11 protein-coding genes are annotated in these 13943 nt (G+C 52.4%); 3 read left to right on the top strand and 8 right to left on the bottom strand.

What is annotated here, in order from left to right; genetic code table 11:
* Positions 1–8: 8 nt before the first annotated feature.
* From sucD to sdhC, 8 genes are all read right to left on the bottom strand, one after another.
* The gene (sucD, locus tag DBY68_RS06335) at positions 9–878 is read right to left on the bottom strand and encodes a succinate--CoA ligase subunit alpha (protein WP_108473875.1); all 870 of its coding nucleotides are present in this window, start codon (positions 876–878) and stop codon (positions 9–11) included.
* Entirely contained in the window at positions 878–2044 is a 1167-nt protein-coding gene (sucC, locus tag DBY68_RS06330) for an ADP-forming succinate--CoA ligase subunit beta (RefSeq protein WP_108473876.1), read from the bottom strand. The genes sucD and sucC overlap by 1 nt, the downstream gene beginning before the upstream one ends.
* A 133-nt stretch (positions 2045–2177) precedes the next feature.
* On the bottom strand, positions 2178–3389 hold the full coding sequence (gene odhB, locus DBY68_RS06325) for a 2-oxoglutarate dehydrogenase complex dihydrolipoyllysine-residue succinyltransferase (RefSeq protein ID WP_108473877.1): 1212 nt from the start codon (positions 3387–3389) through the stop codon (positions 2178–2180).
* Between the two features lie 14 nt (positions 3390–3403).
* Positions 3404–6205, bottom strand: a complete 2802-nt coding sequence (gene sucA, locus DBY68_RS06320) for a 2-oxoglutarate dehydrogenase E1 component (protein WP_108473878.1) — start codon at positions 6203–6205, stop codon at positions 3404–3406.
* Between the two features lie 269 nt (positions 6206–6474).
* Entirely contained in the window at positions 6475–7191 is a 717-nt protein-coding gene (gene sdhB, locus DBY68_RS06315) for a succinate dehydrogenase iron-sulfur subunit SdhB (protein ID WP_108473879.1), read from the bottom strand.
* Positions 7192–7206: 15 nt separating this feature from the next.
* Positions 7207–8973 (bottom strand): succinate dehydrogenase flavoprotein subunit, encoded by a 1767-nt coding sequence (sdhA, locus tag DBY68_RS06310; protein WP_108473880.1) that lies wholly within the window; start codon positions 8971–8973, stop codon positions 7207–7209.
* Complete coding sequence (sdhD, locus tag DBY68_RS06305) at positions 8973–9320, bottom strand: succinate dehydrogenase membrane anchor subunit (RefSeq protein WP_015965318.1); 348 nt, start codon at positions 9318–9320, stop codon at positions 8973–8975. Before sdhD ends, sdhA begins: the two co-directional genes overlap by 1 nt.
* Positions 9314–9718: a succinate dehydrogenase cytochrome b556 subunit gene (gene sdhC, locus DBY68_RS06300; protein ID WP_015965319.1), complete on the bottom strand. Its 405-nt coding sequence runs from the start codon at positions 9716–9718 to the stop codon at positions 9314–9316. The genes sdhD and sdhC overlap by 7 nt, the downstream gene beginning before the upstream one ends.
* A 638-nt stretch (positions 9719–10356) precedes the next feature.
* Here sdhC and DBY68_RS06285 point away from each other — a divergent pair.
* The 3 genes from DBY68_RS06285 (at position 10357) to DBY68_RS06275 (ending at position 13908) form a co-directional block, all read left to right on the top strand.
* The gene (locus DBY68_RS06285; protein WP_108473882.1) at positions 10357–11640 is read left to right on the top strand and encodes a citrate synthase; all 1284 of its coding nucleotides are present in this window, start codon (positions 10357–10359) and stop codon (positions 11638–11640) included.
* 214 nt (positions 11641–11854) lie between these two features.
* Entirely contained in the window at positions 11855–13618 is a 1764-nt protein-coding gene (gene tssD, locus DBY68_RS06280; RefSeq protein ID WP_108473883.1) for a type VI secretion system tube protein TssD, read from the top strand.
* A gap of 11 nt (positions 13619–13629) precedes the next feature.
* Positions 13630–13908, top strand: coding sequence for a bacteriocin immunity protein (locus tag DBY68_RS06275; protein ID WP_108473884.1), 279 nt, complete (start codon positions 13630–13632; stop codon positions 13906–13908).
* The last annotated feature ends 35 nt before the right edge of the window (positions 13909–13943 follow it).

Here is a 13943-nt window from a genome sequence, read left to right as displayed (position 1 = left end):
GAGGATTTTTATCCCAGAACTACTTTCAGGGCTTCGCCGATATCGGCCAGGCTGCGAACGGTACGAACGCCAGCCGCTTCCAGTGCAGCAAACTTCTCGTCTGCCGTGCCTTTGCCGCCCGCAATGATGGCGCCAGCGTGGCCCATACGTTTGCCTTTCGGCGCGGTAACGCCCGCGATATAGCCGACAACCGGTTTGGTGACGTGATCTTTAATGTACGCCGCCGCTTCTTCTTCCGCGCTACCGCCGATCTCACCGATCATGACGATCGCTTCAGTCTGCGGATCTTCCTGGAACATTTTCAGGATATCGATGAAGTTAGAACCCGGGATCGGGTCGCCGCCGATGCCCACACAGGTGGACTGGCCGAAGCCGTAGTCAGTAGTCTGTTTAACGGCTTCATAAGTCAGGGTACCAGAGCGGGAAACGATGCCCACTTTGCCCGGCTTATGAATGTGGCCTGGCTGGATGCCGATTTTGCACGCGCCCGGGGTGATAACGCCTGGGCAGTTCGGGCCAATCATGCGCACGCCTGCTTCGTCCAGTTTCACCTTCACGGTCAGCATATCCAGCGTCGGGATACCTTCGGTGATGGTGATGATAAGCTTAATGCCTGCATCGATGGCTTCCAGAATGGAATCTTTGCAGAACGGTGCCGGAACGTAAATAACAGAGGCGGTTGCGCCGGTTGCTTCTACGGCTTCGCGCACGGCGTTAAATACTGGCAGACCCAGATGCGTGGTGCCACCTTTGCCTGGCGTTACGCCGCCAACCATCTGCGTACCGTAAGCGATCGCCTGTTCGGAGTGGAAAGTCCCCTGGCTACCGGTGAAGCCCTGACAGATAACCTTGGTGTTTTTATCAATTAAAATGGACATTATTTCCCCTCCACTGCTGCAACAACTTGCACTGCTGCATCCGTCAGACCTTTCGCTGCAATAATATTCAGGCCACTATCAGCCAGTTTCTTCGCGCCGAGTTCAGCGTTGTTACCTTCCAGACGTACAACAACCGGCACGTTGACGCCCACTTCTTCTACAGCACCGATAATACCGTCAGCGATCAGGTCGCAACGGACGATACCGCCGAAGATGTTAACCAGCACGGCTTTCACTTTGTCATCGGAAAGGATGATTTTGAATGCTTCAGTCACACGCTCTTTGGTTGCGCCGCCGCCAACGTCGAGGAAGTTAGCCGGTTCGCCGCCGTGCAGTTTAACGATGTCCATGGTGCCCATTGCCAGGCCCGCGCCGTTAACCATGCAACCAATGTTACCGTCCAGCGCAACGTAGTTCAGTTCCCACTGTGCAGCCTGGGCTTCACGCGGATCTTCCTGAGACTGGTCACGCATTTCGCGCAGATCAGCCTGGCGGAACAGCGCGTTACCGTCCGCGCCCAGTTTGCCATCGAGGCAGATCAGGTCACCCTGTTTGGTGATAACCAGCGGGTTGATTTCAATCAGCGCCAGGTCGCGCTCAAGGAAGATAGTCGCCAGACCCATGAAAATTTTGGTGAACTGCTGAACCTGCTTACCTTCCAGACCCAGTTTGAACGCCAGTTCACGACCCTGATACGGCATCGGGCCTGCCAGCGGATCCAGTGCCACTTTGTGGATCAGGTGTGGGGTTTCTTCCGCCACTTTCTCGATTTCCACGCCGCCTTCGGTTGAGGCCATAAAGACCACGCGACGAGAGGAACGATCTACAACCGCACCCAGATAGAGTTCTTTATCAATATCCGTCGCAGCTTCAACCAGAATCTGGTTAACCGGCTGACCGTGCGCATCTGTCTGGTAGGTCACCAGACGTTTACCCAGCCAGTGCTCAGCAAAAGCGCGAATTTCTTCTTTGCTCTTCACGACTTTCACACCGCCCGCTTTGCCGCGGCCACCAGCGTGAACCTGACATTTTACTACCCACGGACCTGCACCGATTTTAGAAGCGGCTTCTTCTGCTTCACGCGGAGTAGTACAGGCATAACCCACCGGAGCCGGTAAGCCATAGCGGGCAAAAAGTTGTTTTGCCTGATATTCATGTAAGTTCATGTGTTCTATCCATCCTTCAGGTAATCATCGCCAGGCTATATTCATCCTGACTTTCTTTGTTTCGCCGGAGGGATTCACACCCTCCGGCCTACAGGTGATGCTCCTGTCCGGCGACACGCGCCGGACAAAATGGCTACACGTCCAGCAGCAGGCGAGTCGGGTCTTCCAGCAGCTCTTTAATTGCCACCAGGAAACCAACCGACTCACGGCCATCGATCAGACGGTGGTCGTAAGAGAGAGCCAGGTACATCATCGGCAGAATTTCTACCTTGCCATCCACGGCCATCGGGCGATCTTTAATGGCGTGCATGCCCAGGATAGCGCTCTGCGGCGGGTTGATGATAGGGGTAGACATCAGAGAACCGAAAACACCACCATTTGTAATGGTAAAGTTGCCGCCGGTAAGATCTTCTACTGTCAATTTGCCATCACGCCCTTTCAGCGCCAGCTCTTTAATGCGTTTTTCGATGTCAGCCATGCCCAGTGAATCGACATCACGCAGAACCGGGGTCACCAGGCCGCGCGGAGTCGATACCGCCATGCTCACGTCGAAGTAGTTGTGATAAACCACATCTTCGCCATCAATAGACGCGTTCACTTCCGGATAGCGTTTCAGCGCTTCAACAACCGCTTTTACGTAGAAGGACATGAAGCCCAGACGGATGCCGTGACGTTTCTCAAACGCTTCGCCATACTGCTTACGCAGATCCATAATCGGCTTCATGTTGACTTCGTTAAACGTGGTCAGCATCGCGGTGGAGTTTTTCGCTTCCAGCAGACGCTCTGCAACACGCTTACGCAGACGGGTCATCGGTACGCGTTTTTCGCTACGTCCAGCCAGCGGTGCAACCGGCGCGGCGGCGGCCGGTGCGTCGGCTTTCGCCGGCGCTTTCGCCAGATGTTTTTCTACATCTTCACGGGTGATACGACCACCAACACCAGTGCCTTTAATGGCGCCGGCTTCAAGATTATGTTCAGCCAGCAGACGGCGAATCGCCGGGCTGAGCGCATCGTTGTTCTGCTCTTCTAAAGACGCCTGCTGGCGCTGCGCCGGGGTAGACTCTTTCACTTCAGACTTAGCGCTGGTTTCTTTCCCACCGCTATTGCCTTCACGCAGGCGACCCAGGAGCTGGCGAGAGGTTACGGTTGTGCCTTCATCTTCCAGAACTGCATCCAGAATGCCATCTGCCGACGCCGGTACTTCCAGTACCACTTTGTCAGTTTCGATTTCTACCAGCACTTCATCGCGAACAACCGCGTCGCCCGGTTTTTTATGCCAGGTTGCGACAGTGGCATCTGCTACGGATTCAGGCAGGTCAGGGACCAGAATATCTACGCTACTCATTGTGTATCCTTTAATTAATCGACGTTCAGCGCGTCATTGACCAGATCTTGTTGCTGTTTCTGGTGAACGGACATGTATCCTACCGCCGGTGAAGCGGAGGCCGGGCGACCTGCGTAACGCAGAGACGCTCCAAAGGGAATGACTTCACGAAAATGGTGCTGGCTACAGTACCAGGCGCCCTGGTTGAGCGGCTCTTCCTGACACCAGACGAAATCATGTACGTGGGCGAACGGCTTAAGCACTTCCTGCATCGCCTGATGCGGGAATGGATAGAGCTGTTCAATACGCACGATGGCGACATCTTTCTGCTCGTTCTTACGACGCTGCTCAAGCAGGTCGAAATAAACCTTACCAGAACAAAGCACGACGCGTTTCACCGCTTTCGGATCCAGCTCGTCGATTTCGCCAATCGCTGGCATAAAGGTGCCGTTTGCCAGTTCATCCAGGCTGGAAACCGCCAGCGGGTGGCGCAGCAGAGATTTCGGTGACATCACAACCAGCGGACGACGCATTCCGCGCAGCGCCTGACGACGCAGCATGTGGTAAACCTGTGCCGGGGTGGTCGGTACGCAAACCTGCATATTCTGCTCAGCGCAAAGTTGCAGATAACGTTCCAGACGGGCGGAGGAGTGCTCCGGGCCCTGGCCTTCGTAACCGTGCGGCAGCAGCATCACCAGGCCACACATACGGCCCCATTTCTGTTCGCCGGAGGAGATGAACTGGTCGATAACCACCTGCGCGCCGTTGGCGAAGTCGCCGAACTGGGCTTCCCAAATGGTCAGCGTGCGCGGTTCTGCGGTGGCATAACCGTATTCGAACGCCAGCACCGCTTCTTCAGACAGCACGGAGTCCCACACTTTGAATTCGCCCTGCCCGTTATGCACGTGTTGCAGCGGGGTGTAAGTCGAACCGTTTGCCTGATTATGGATAACCGCATGGCGGTGGAAGAAGGTACCGCGGCCGGAGTCTTCACCAGACAGACGGACGGAAACCCCTTCATCAACCAGCGTGGCGTAAGCCAGGTTTTCAGCGCCGCCCCAATCGAACAGTTTTTCACCGGCAGCCATCGCCTGACGATCGCCGTAGATTTTTGCGACACGAGACTGCATTTCGACGGCTTCCGGCACCGTACTGATACGGTTAGCCAGTTCCTGCAGGCGTTTCATCTCAACCTTGTTCGGATAGCTTTCATCCCACTCGTGGTTGAGGTACGGCGACCAGGTAAAGGAGTGCAGGTTCATCTGACGCCACTCTTTCACCACGCACTCGCCTGCGTCCAGCGCGTCACGGTACAGGTTGACCATTTCAGTGGCATCTTCCAGCGTGGCGACTTTCTGCTGTTCAAGTTTGTCAGCATAGATCTTACGCGGGGTCGGGTGTTTCTTAATTTTCTGGTACATCAGCGGCTGGGTTGCGCTCGGCTCGTCGGCTTCGTTATGGCCGTGACGGCGGTAGCATACCAGGTCGATGAAGACATCACGTTTAAAGGTGTTACGGAAATCCAGTGCCAGACGGGTCACAAACGCGACCGCTTCCGGGTCATCCGCATTCACGTGGAAAATCGGCGCCATCACCATCTTACCGATATCGGTACAGTACGGTGTGGAACGCGCATCCAGCGGGTTAGAGGTGGTAAAGCCGACCTGGTTGTTAATCACGATGCGAACGGTACCGCCCACTTCGTAACCACGCGCTTTTGACATGTTCAGGGTTTCCTGAACCACGCCCTGCCCTGCAACCGCCGCATCACCGTGAATGGTGATTGGCAGCACCATGTTGCTGCTCGGGTTGTCGAGTCGGTCCAGACGCGCACGCACGGAACCGATAACCACCGGGCTGACAATTTCCAGGTGCGACGGGTTGAACGCCAGCGCCAGGTGTACCAGGCCGCCGTCGGTTTCAAAGTCAGACGAGAAGCCCATGTGGTACTTCACGTCACCGGTGCCGAGGTGCTCTTTATGTTTGCCGGAGAACTCGTCAAACAGGTCCTGAGATTTCTTACCCAGCACGTTAATCAGTACGTTCAGACGACCGCGGTGCGCCATACCCAGCACCACTTCACGCGTACCGTTGTTACCCGCGTGACGAATCATCTCTTTTAACATCGGAATCAACGCATCGCCGCCTTCCAGCGAGAAGCGTTTCGCGCCCGGGAATTTCGCCCCCAGGTAGCGTTCCAGACCTTCCGCCGCGGTGAGTTCGCTCAGGAAGCGTTTTTTCTCTTCCGCCGTAAAGGTGGCATGCCCGGCTTCGAAGCGCTGCTGAATCCAGCGTTTTTCTTCGGTGCTGGTGATGTGCATATATTCCGCACCGATGGAGCCACAGTAGGTTTGCTTGAGGGCTTCAAGCAGATCGCCCAGCTTCATCGTCTCTTTGCCGATAGCAAATGAGCCTACGTTAAAGGTTTCCTGGAGATCGGCCTCGGTCAGATCGTGGAAAGACGGATCTAAGTCTGCCACTTTATCTTGCTGCCACAGTCCTAACGGGTCGAGATTGGCCTGTTGGTGACCACGGAAGCGATAAGCGTTAATGAGCTGCAGGACTTTAACCTGCTTCGCATTGGTGTCAGGGTCGGAAATCGAAGAAGAGTAACGTGAGGCATCCTTCGCCAGACGACGGAAATATTCACGCGTTGTGGAATGGAGTTGATCCGGTTTGACTCCGGTGCCAGGTAACTGCTGGAACGTCGAACGCCAGTTAGCGTCTACCGAGTCAGGATCGGTTAAGAAGTCTTCATAGAGCTGTTCTATCCAGCTCTGGTTCGAGCCAGAGAGGTAAGAAGAGTCCAACCAGGCTTTCAAAGCGCTGTTCTGCATCGTGATCCCTTAAGCATTTTTATGCTTACTTCGCCGTGGATACTACCACGTACATTGGCTGTACGTGCCGGGGTTCACCTGCGAGCTCTTGTCTAAGTAGTGGCTCGCGAAGGAACCTTTAAAAACTGTCTTTGGGGTCTCCCCTCACCCCGGCCCTCTCCCAAAGGGAGAGGGGGGAGATAAATCTGGCAGTTTTTAGAGGTTTCCTGCAATCCATCCCCTCTCCCTGAGGGAGAGGGTTAGGGTGAGGGGTTTCCCCCTCCAGTTACTTACGCACTGCGCTGTAACAACATCGACTTAATATGACCAATCGCGCGCGTCGGGTTCAGCCCCTTCGGACATACACTGACGCAGTTCATGATGCTATGGCAGCGGAATACGCTGAAAGCGTCACTCAGGCCATCAAGACGGCTGTCGGTTTCGGTATCACGGCTATCAATCAGGAAGCGGTACGCTGCCAACAGACCTGCCGGGCCGATAAACTTATCCGGGTTCCACCAGAACGATGGGCAGGACGTCGAGCAACATGCACACAGGATACACTCGTACAACCCATCGAGTTTTTCACGCTGCTCTGGCCCCTGGAGGTGCTCGCGAGCAGGAGGATTTTGCCCATTATTCAACAAGTAAGGCTTAATCTTCTCATATTGTGCATAGAATTGCCCCATGTCTACCACCAAATCACGAATGACCGGTAAACCAGGCAGTGGACGGATAACAATTTTCTGTTTGCCATTGCCCAGCGCCGAAATAGGCGTGATGCAGGCCAGACCGTTCTTACCGTTCATGTTCAGGCCATCGGAACCACATACCCCTTCACGGCAGGAACGGCGGAACGACAGGCTTGGGTCTTTCTCTTTCAACTGGATGAGCGCATCCAGCAGCATCATGTCGCGCCCTTCTTCGCCTTCCAGGGTGTAATCCTGCATGCGCGGAGCGTCATCGACATCCGGGTTATAACGATAAATTGAAAATTCGAGTTTCATTGACCTGTCTCCGCATTAATAAGTACGAATCTTCGGCGGGAATGCCGGACGCAGTTTGGGTTCCATATTGACGCTACGACGCGTCATGGACTCAGACTCTGGCAGATACAGGGAATGGCACAGCCAGTTTTCGTCGTCACGATCCGGATAGTCGAAGCGGCTATGCGCGCCACGACTCTCGGTGCGGAAGTTTGCGGATACGGCGGTCGCGTAAGCGGTTTCCATCAGGTTATCCAGTTCCAGACACTCAACACGCTGGGTGTTAAATTCGCTGGAAGTATCGTCCAGACGGGCATTTTTCAGACGCTCACGGATAGCTTTCAATTGCTCAAGACCTTTCGCCATCGCATCACCCTCACGGAATACCGAGAAGTTATGCTGCATGCACTCCTGAAGCGCTTTACGGATTTCAACCGGATCTTCACCGTCACGGTTGCCGTTCCAGCGATTCAGACGCTCAAGGGACGCGTCAATCTCGTCTTCGGTGGCATCGCGCAGCGCGCCCTGCTCAGCGATAGATTCCTGCAGATGCAGGCCTGCCGCACGGCCAAACACCACCAGGTCAAGCAGTGAGTTACCGCCCAAACGGTTAGCGCCGTGTACGGATACGCAGGCAATCTCACCGACCGCGAACAGCCCAGGGATCACCACATCTTCACCCTGCTCGTTCACCGTCAGCGCCTGGCCAGTCACTTTAGTCGGAATACCGCCCATCATGTAGTGGCAGGTTGGAATAACCGGAATCGGTTCTTTAACCGGGTCAACGTGTGCGAAGGTACGGGAAAGCTCAAGAATGCCCGGCAGACGGGATTCCAGCACTTCTTTACCCAGATGGTCGAGTTTCAGTTTCGCGTGCGGGCCCCATGGGCCATCGCAACCACGACCTTCACGGATTTCGATCATGATTGAACGCGCCACCACGTCACGACCCGCCAGGTCTTTTGCGTTCGGGGCATAACGCTCCATAAAGCGCTCGCCATGTTTGTTCAGCAGGTAGCCACCTTCACCACGGCAGCCTTCGGTGACCAGCACGCCCGCACCGGCGATACCGGTTGGGTGGAACTGCCACATTTCCATATCCTGCACTGGCACACCGGCACGCAGGGCCATACCGACGCCGTCACCGGTGTTGATATGCGCGTTAGTGGTGGACTGATAGATACGGCCTGCCCCGCCAGTCGCCAGTACGGTGGCATTGGCTTTGAAGTAAACCACTTCACCGGTTTCGATACACAGCGCGGTACACCCGACCACTGCGCCATCGGCGTTTTTGACCAGATCCAGCGCGTACCACTCAGAGAAAATCGTGGTGTGGTTTTTCAGGTTCTGCTGATAAAGCGTGTGCAGCAGTGCGTGTCCGGTACGGTCAGCCGCCGCCGCAGTACGTGCCGCCTGCTCGCCGCCGAAGTTTTTCGACTGGCCGCCAAACGGACGTTGATAGATACGACCATCGTCCAGACGAGAGAACGGCAGGCCCATATGTTCCAGCTCCAGAATCGCTTCCGGGCCGGTTTTACACATATATTCGATCGCGTCCTGGTCACCAATGTAGTCCGACCCTTTTACGGTGTCGTACATGTGCCATTCCCAGTTATCTTCATGGGTGTTACCCAGCGCAACGGTGATACCACCCTGCGCGGAAACGGTGTGCGAACGGGTTGGGAAAACTTTAGAGAGCAGCGCACAGGTCTGGCCGCTCTGGGAAATTTGCAGTGCCGCACGCATACCCGCGCCACCGGCACCAATCACAACAGCATCAAATTCTCTTACTGGCAGTTTCATTACACACCCCACACCACAACAAATCCATAAATGACGTAAACCACCAGCGCAACAACGATTGCCAGTTGCAGCACCATACGCAGTGCCAGCGGTTTAACGTAGTCGGTCAGCACCTGCCACATGCCAATCCAGGCATGAATCAGGATAGAAAACAGGGCCAACAAGGTGAACACTTTGGTGAACGCAGAGGAGAAGAAACCGCTCCAGACTTCCCAGGTAAGGTCGCCGCTCGTCGCGAAAAAACCAACCATGTAGATAATGTACAGAGTCAGGACGATGGCGGTGGCACGTACCAGGATGAAGTCATGTACGCCGTTGCGTCCTAATGCTGAGGCGTTGCTTACCATACGAGGACTCCTGCAAGAATTGAAAGCACGACAGTAATAACAAAAGAAATTTTGGCGGAGCGCTTACCTGCTTCGAGGGTTTCTTCCAGATAGCCAAAATCCATCAGTAGATGGCGAATCCCTACAATGGCGTGATAAGCCAGCGCCGTCAGGATGCCCCACATAATGAATTTAACGAAGAAGCTGCCCATGATGGAGGACGCATAAAGGAAGCCTTCCGGGGAGGAGAGACTGGTGCCCAGCAGCCAAAGCAGAATCCCGACAGCCACAAACGTTATGACTCCGGAGACGCGATGGAGAATGGACGCTATCGCCGTGATTGGGAACCGGATCGTTTGCAGATCCAGGTTGACAGGTCTTTGTTTTTTCACATTTCTTATCATGAATAACGCCCACATGCTGTTCTTATTGTTTCCTTTCCTCCGGTCTGCTTGCGGGTCAGACAGCGTCCTTATCTATAACTTCGCGTCATATAAAACTCTGCTTCCAGATGCTAAAACGACACGTTACAACGCTGGGTGGCTCGGGATTGCAGGGTGTTCCGGAGACCTGGCGGCAGTATAGGCCGTTCACAAAATCATTACAATTAACCTACATATAGTTTGTCGGGTTTTATGCTGAACAGTGATCAATGTCACGATTACAACAATATTTTAAAAATTAATCACGTGATTTGACAAATATTAAACATTATTGTTACAACCATCACCTGAAAAAGCATATAATGCGCAAAAGTTATGGGGTCACTCTTTCACCTGATAATAAGTTATGTAACAGTGTGGTGCTATTGACCAAAGTTATCAGGAAAGTTATTAGTGATAGACAGGTTTGAATACTCGGACTGCTAATACCCTGATTTGCTGTTGTTTCACTGTAGATTAGACGCATACCGTCAAGCGCCATTTGCTCTGTACCCTGGTATCACCTCTGCAGCAGAGCCTTGAGCCAAATAACAAACTGGTAACGTCGAAATATCAAATGAATGCAAACCAGGTAGCCGGCAGTCTTAAGCAATAAGGCGCTAAGGAGACCGTAAATGGCTGATACAAAAGCAAAAATCACCCTAAGTGGTGACACTGCTATCGAACTGGATGTGCTAAAAGGCACGCTCGGTGAGGATGTTATTGATATCCGTAGTCTTGGTTCAAAGGGCATTTTTACTTTTGACCCTGGTTTCACCTCTACCGCATCCTGCGAATCCAAAATCACATTTATTGATGGTGATGAAGGCATCCTGCTGCACCGCGGTTTTCCGATTGACCAGTTAGCCACTGAATCCAACTACCTTGAAGTGTGCTACATCCTGCTGCACGGTGAAAAACCAACCCAGGCAGAGTACGACGAATTCAAAACCACCGTTACCCGCCACACCATGATCCACGAGCAGATCACGCGTCTGTTCCACGCGTTCCGCCGCGACTCTCACCCAATGGCGGTGATGTGCGGGATCACCGGCGCGCTGGCGGCGTTCTATCATGACTCACTGGATGTGAATAACCCGCGTCATCGCGATATCGCCGCATTCCGTCTGCTGTCTAAAATGCCAACCATGGCGGCGATGTGTTACAAATACTCCATCGGCCAGCCGTTTGTTTACCCGCGCAACGACCTCTCCTACGCGGGCAACTTCCTGAACATGATGTTCTCCACGCCGTGCGAACCGTACGAAGTGAACCCGATTCTGGAACGCGCGATGGATCGTATTCTGATCCTGCACGCTGACCACGAACAGAACGCCTCTACCTCTACCGTGCGTACCGCGGGCTCTTCCGGTGCAAACCCGTTTGCCTGCATCGCGGCCGGTATCGCTTCCCTGTGGGGGCCGGCGCATGGCGGCGCCAACGAAGCGGCACTGAAGATGCTGGAAGAGATCAGTTCTGTTGAACACATTCCGGAATTCGTACGTCGTGCGAAAGATAAGAATGATTCTTTCCGCCTGATGGGCTTCGGTCACCGTGTTTATAAAAACTATGACCCACGCGCCACTGTAATGCGTGAAACTTGCCATGAAGTGCTCAGAGAGCTGGGTACCAAAGATGATCTGCTGGAAGTGGCGATGGAGCTGGAACACATCGCGCTCAACGACCCGTATTTCATCGAGAAGAAACTCTACCCGAACGTAGACTTCTACTCCGGTATCATTCTGAAAGCGATGGGCATTCCGTCTTCCATGTTTACCGTTATCTTCGCAATGGCGCGTACCGTGGGCTGGATTGCACACTGGAACGAAATGCACAGCGAAGGCATGAAAATCGCCCGTCCTCGTCAGCTGTACACCGGCTACGAAAAACGCGATTTTAAGTCAGACCTTAAGCATTAATGCACCAGGCTGCCGGGAAACCGGCAGCTTTCTCCCCTCTTTAAATTATTTCCCTTTTCAATATTTCTTTGTGTATTTATTTATCATATCTATTCTCTTTAATCTAAATAACCATCTCAATTAACGTCCTCCGCACGAATTTCTTATATCTGACTTGTGCTTTCTTTTTGTTCAGCATCTAATTACCCACTTTAAAAATAAAGATGCTAATGGAATGAGCAATATTATTTACCTGAGAATTACAGGTGAGCAGCAGGGAAACATTTCCGCTGATTGTGGGAGTGAGGCGTCAATCGGTAACCGCTGGCAACAGAATCATACGGACGAAATTTTCGCATTTTCACTTCGACACGATGTAACCAATACCGGTAGAGGATGTCATTTTCAAGCACTGGAATTCACAAAAACTATCGATAAAAGCAGTCCACTACTCAGTAATGCCATCAATAACAATGAACGATTATTTATCGAAATTGATTTTTATCGCATAAACCGCACCGGTCATTGGGAGCGCTATTATTATATTCAGCTGAGGAATGCTTCCGTATCAAAAATTGATATATCCATTAATATCAAGCATCTTCCTTACGAACATATTTCTGTTATTTATGACTATATTCTCTGTAAGCATCTCATTACTAACACCGAATATAGCTACTTAAATATACCAGCTGAATATAACAACCTATTCTTTCCCCAATCTACAACTTCCGTCCCTAAAGTTCAGCTCAACAATAATGAGATTAAAACCCCACCTCCCGCCCCGGAAAAAGTCACACCGGTGTACGCCAAATCCTGTCTGAAAGAAACGGGATGCACGGATGCGGGAGATGCTGAGGAGCCCGCAGAGCATTTCGGCGAAATGGCGATATTTACCCGGACTACCGCCGATGATTGCTGCGGATATGATCATAAGCCAGACAGCAAACATACTACAGTCCCCGCTGAAGCTTCTTCCTTAGCCCCGATGTTGCCAGTGGCAATGAGCCGGGTATGGGGCTCAGAGTCGTTGGGAGGCCTTCTGGGTGCCGCTGAAAGCGTGCCATGGATAGGCGCGCTGGCATCAGCACTCTACATTCCTGCTGCGGGAGAAGGAAGCGCGCGCGTCCCCGGGCGCGATGAGTACTGGTATGACGATATTCTTCGGCAAAAGGCCGCCGTAGGCGGCACCGCCACCACTCGCGTGCGTTTTTTCTGGCGAAACGATATTCACGGTAATCCTCAGGTCTATGGGGTACATACGGGTGAAGGTACGCCTTATGAAAACGTGCGCGTTGCCAATATGGTGTGGAACGCAACAACGGGACGCTACGAATATACCCGCGCAAACGGCGTAGATGGCCCGCTGATCACCTGGACGCCCGAACATCCCGAAAATGGCAATGCGCCAGGCCACACCGGCAATAATGTTCCCACGCTTGATCAGCCGACCATACTGGTTACGCCTATCCCTGACGGGAAAGACGACTACACGACACCACCTTATCCGGTTCCGGACGTCACTGATTTTAATGATTACATTCTGGTCTTTCCCGCTGGTTCGGGAATTAAACCCATTTATGTTTATCTTAAAACAGCCAGAGATGAACCTGGTGTTGCCACTGGAAATGGGCAGGTCATCCCCGATAATGTACATTGGCTTGAGGCGGCAAGTTCAGGAATCGGCGCACCAATACCTGCACAGGTGGCGGATAAGTTAAGAGGAAGGGAGTTCAGGGATTTTGATCATTTCAGGAGGGAGTTTTGGCTTGCTGTGTCGCTATCCCCTGAATTAATGGCTCAGTTTAGTGATTTAAACCGAAGAGAAATTCTTCTCGGTAACGCTCCTTTTAGCATTCCACCAGAGCAAGTTGGAAAAAGGAAAAGATTCGAAATTCATCATCTTGACTTTATTAGCAAAGGAGGTGAAGTCTTTGATATGGATAATATGCATATCAATACTGTTAAAAATCACATTAAGAATCATTCAAATAAATAGAGAGAATCCACATGGAACTAAAACCTCATCTCGAAGATTATACAGAATCTGAATTCATTGACTTCCTTGATGAATTCTTTAAAAACCCTAAGAATCTCAAAGGCAAAGAACGAGAGTTATACATTGATTCATTAGTAGAATACTTTGACCAAATCGTAACGCATCCGGAAGGTAATGGTCTATTGTTTTACCCACCCAAAGATAGAGAAGATAGCCCTGAAGGTATCGTTGAAGAAATCAAACGCTGGCGAAAATCCCAGGGGCTCCCGCTGTTCAAAGACAGCGAATAACTATGCCCACCGTGTAGGGCCGGATGATGATGTAA

This window comes from Pseudocitrobacter sp. RIT415 (genome assembly GCF_003057695.2).
Classification (GTDB): Bacteria; Pseudomonadota; Gammaproteobacteria; order Enterobacterales; family Enterobacteriaceae; genus Pseudocitrobacter; species Pseudocitrobacter faecalis.
The sequence above is the reverse complement of the archived record's forward strand: the minus strand, read 5'-3'. Positions and strand labels throughout refer to the sequence as shown.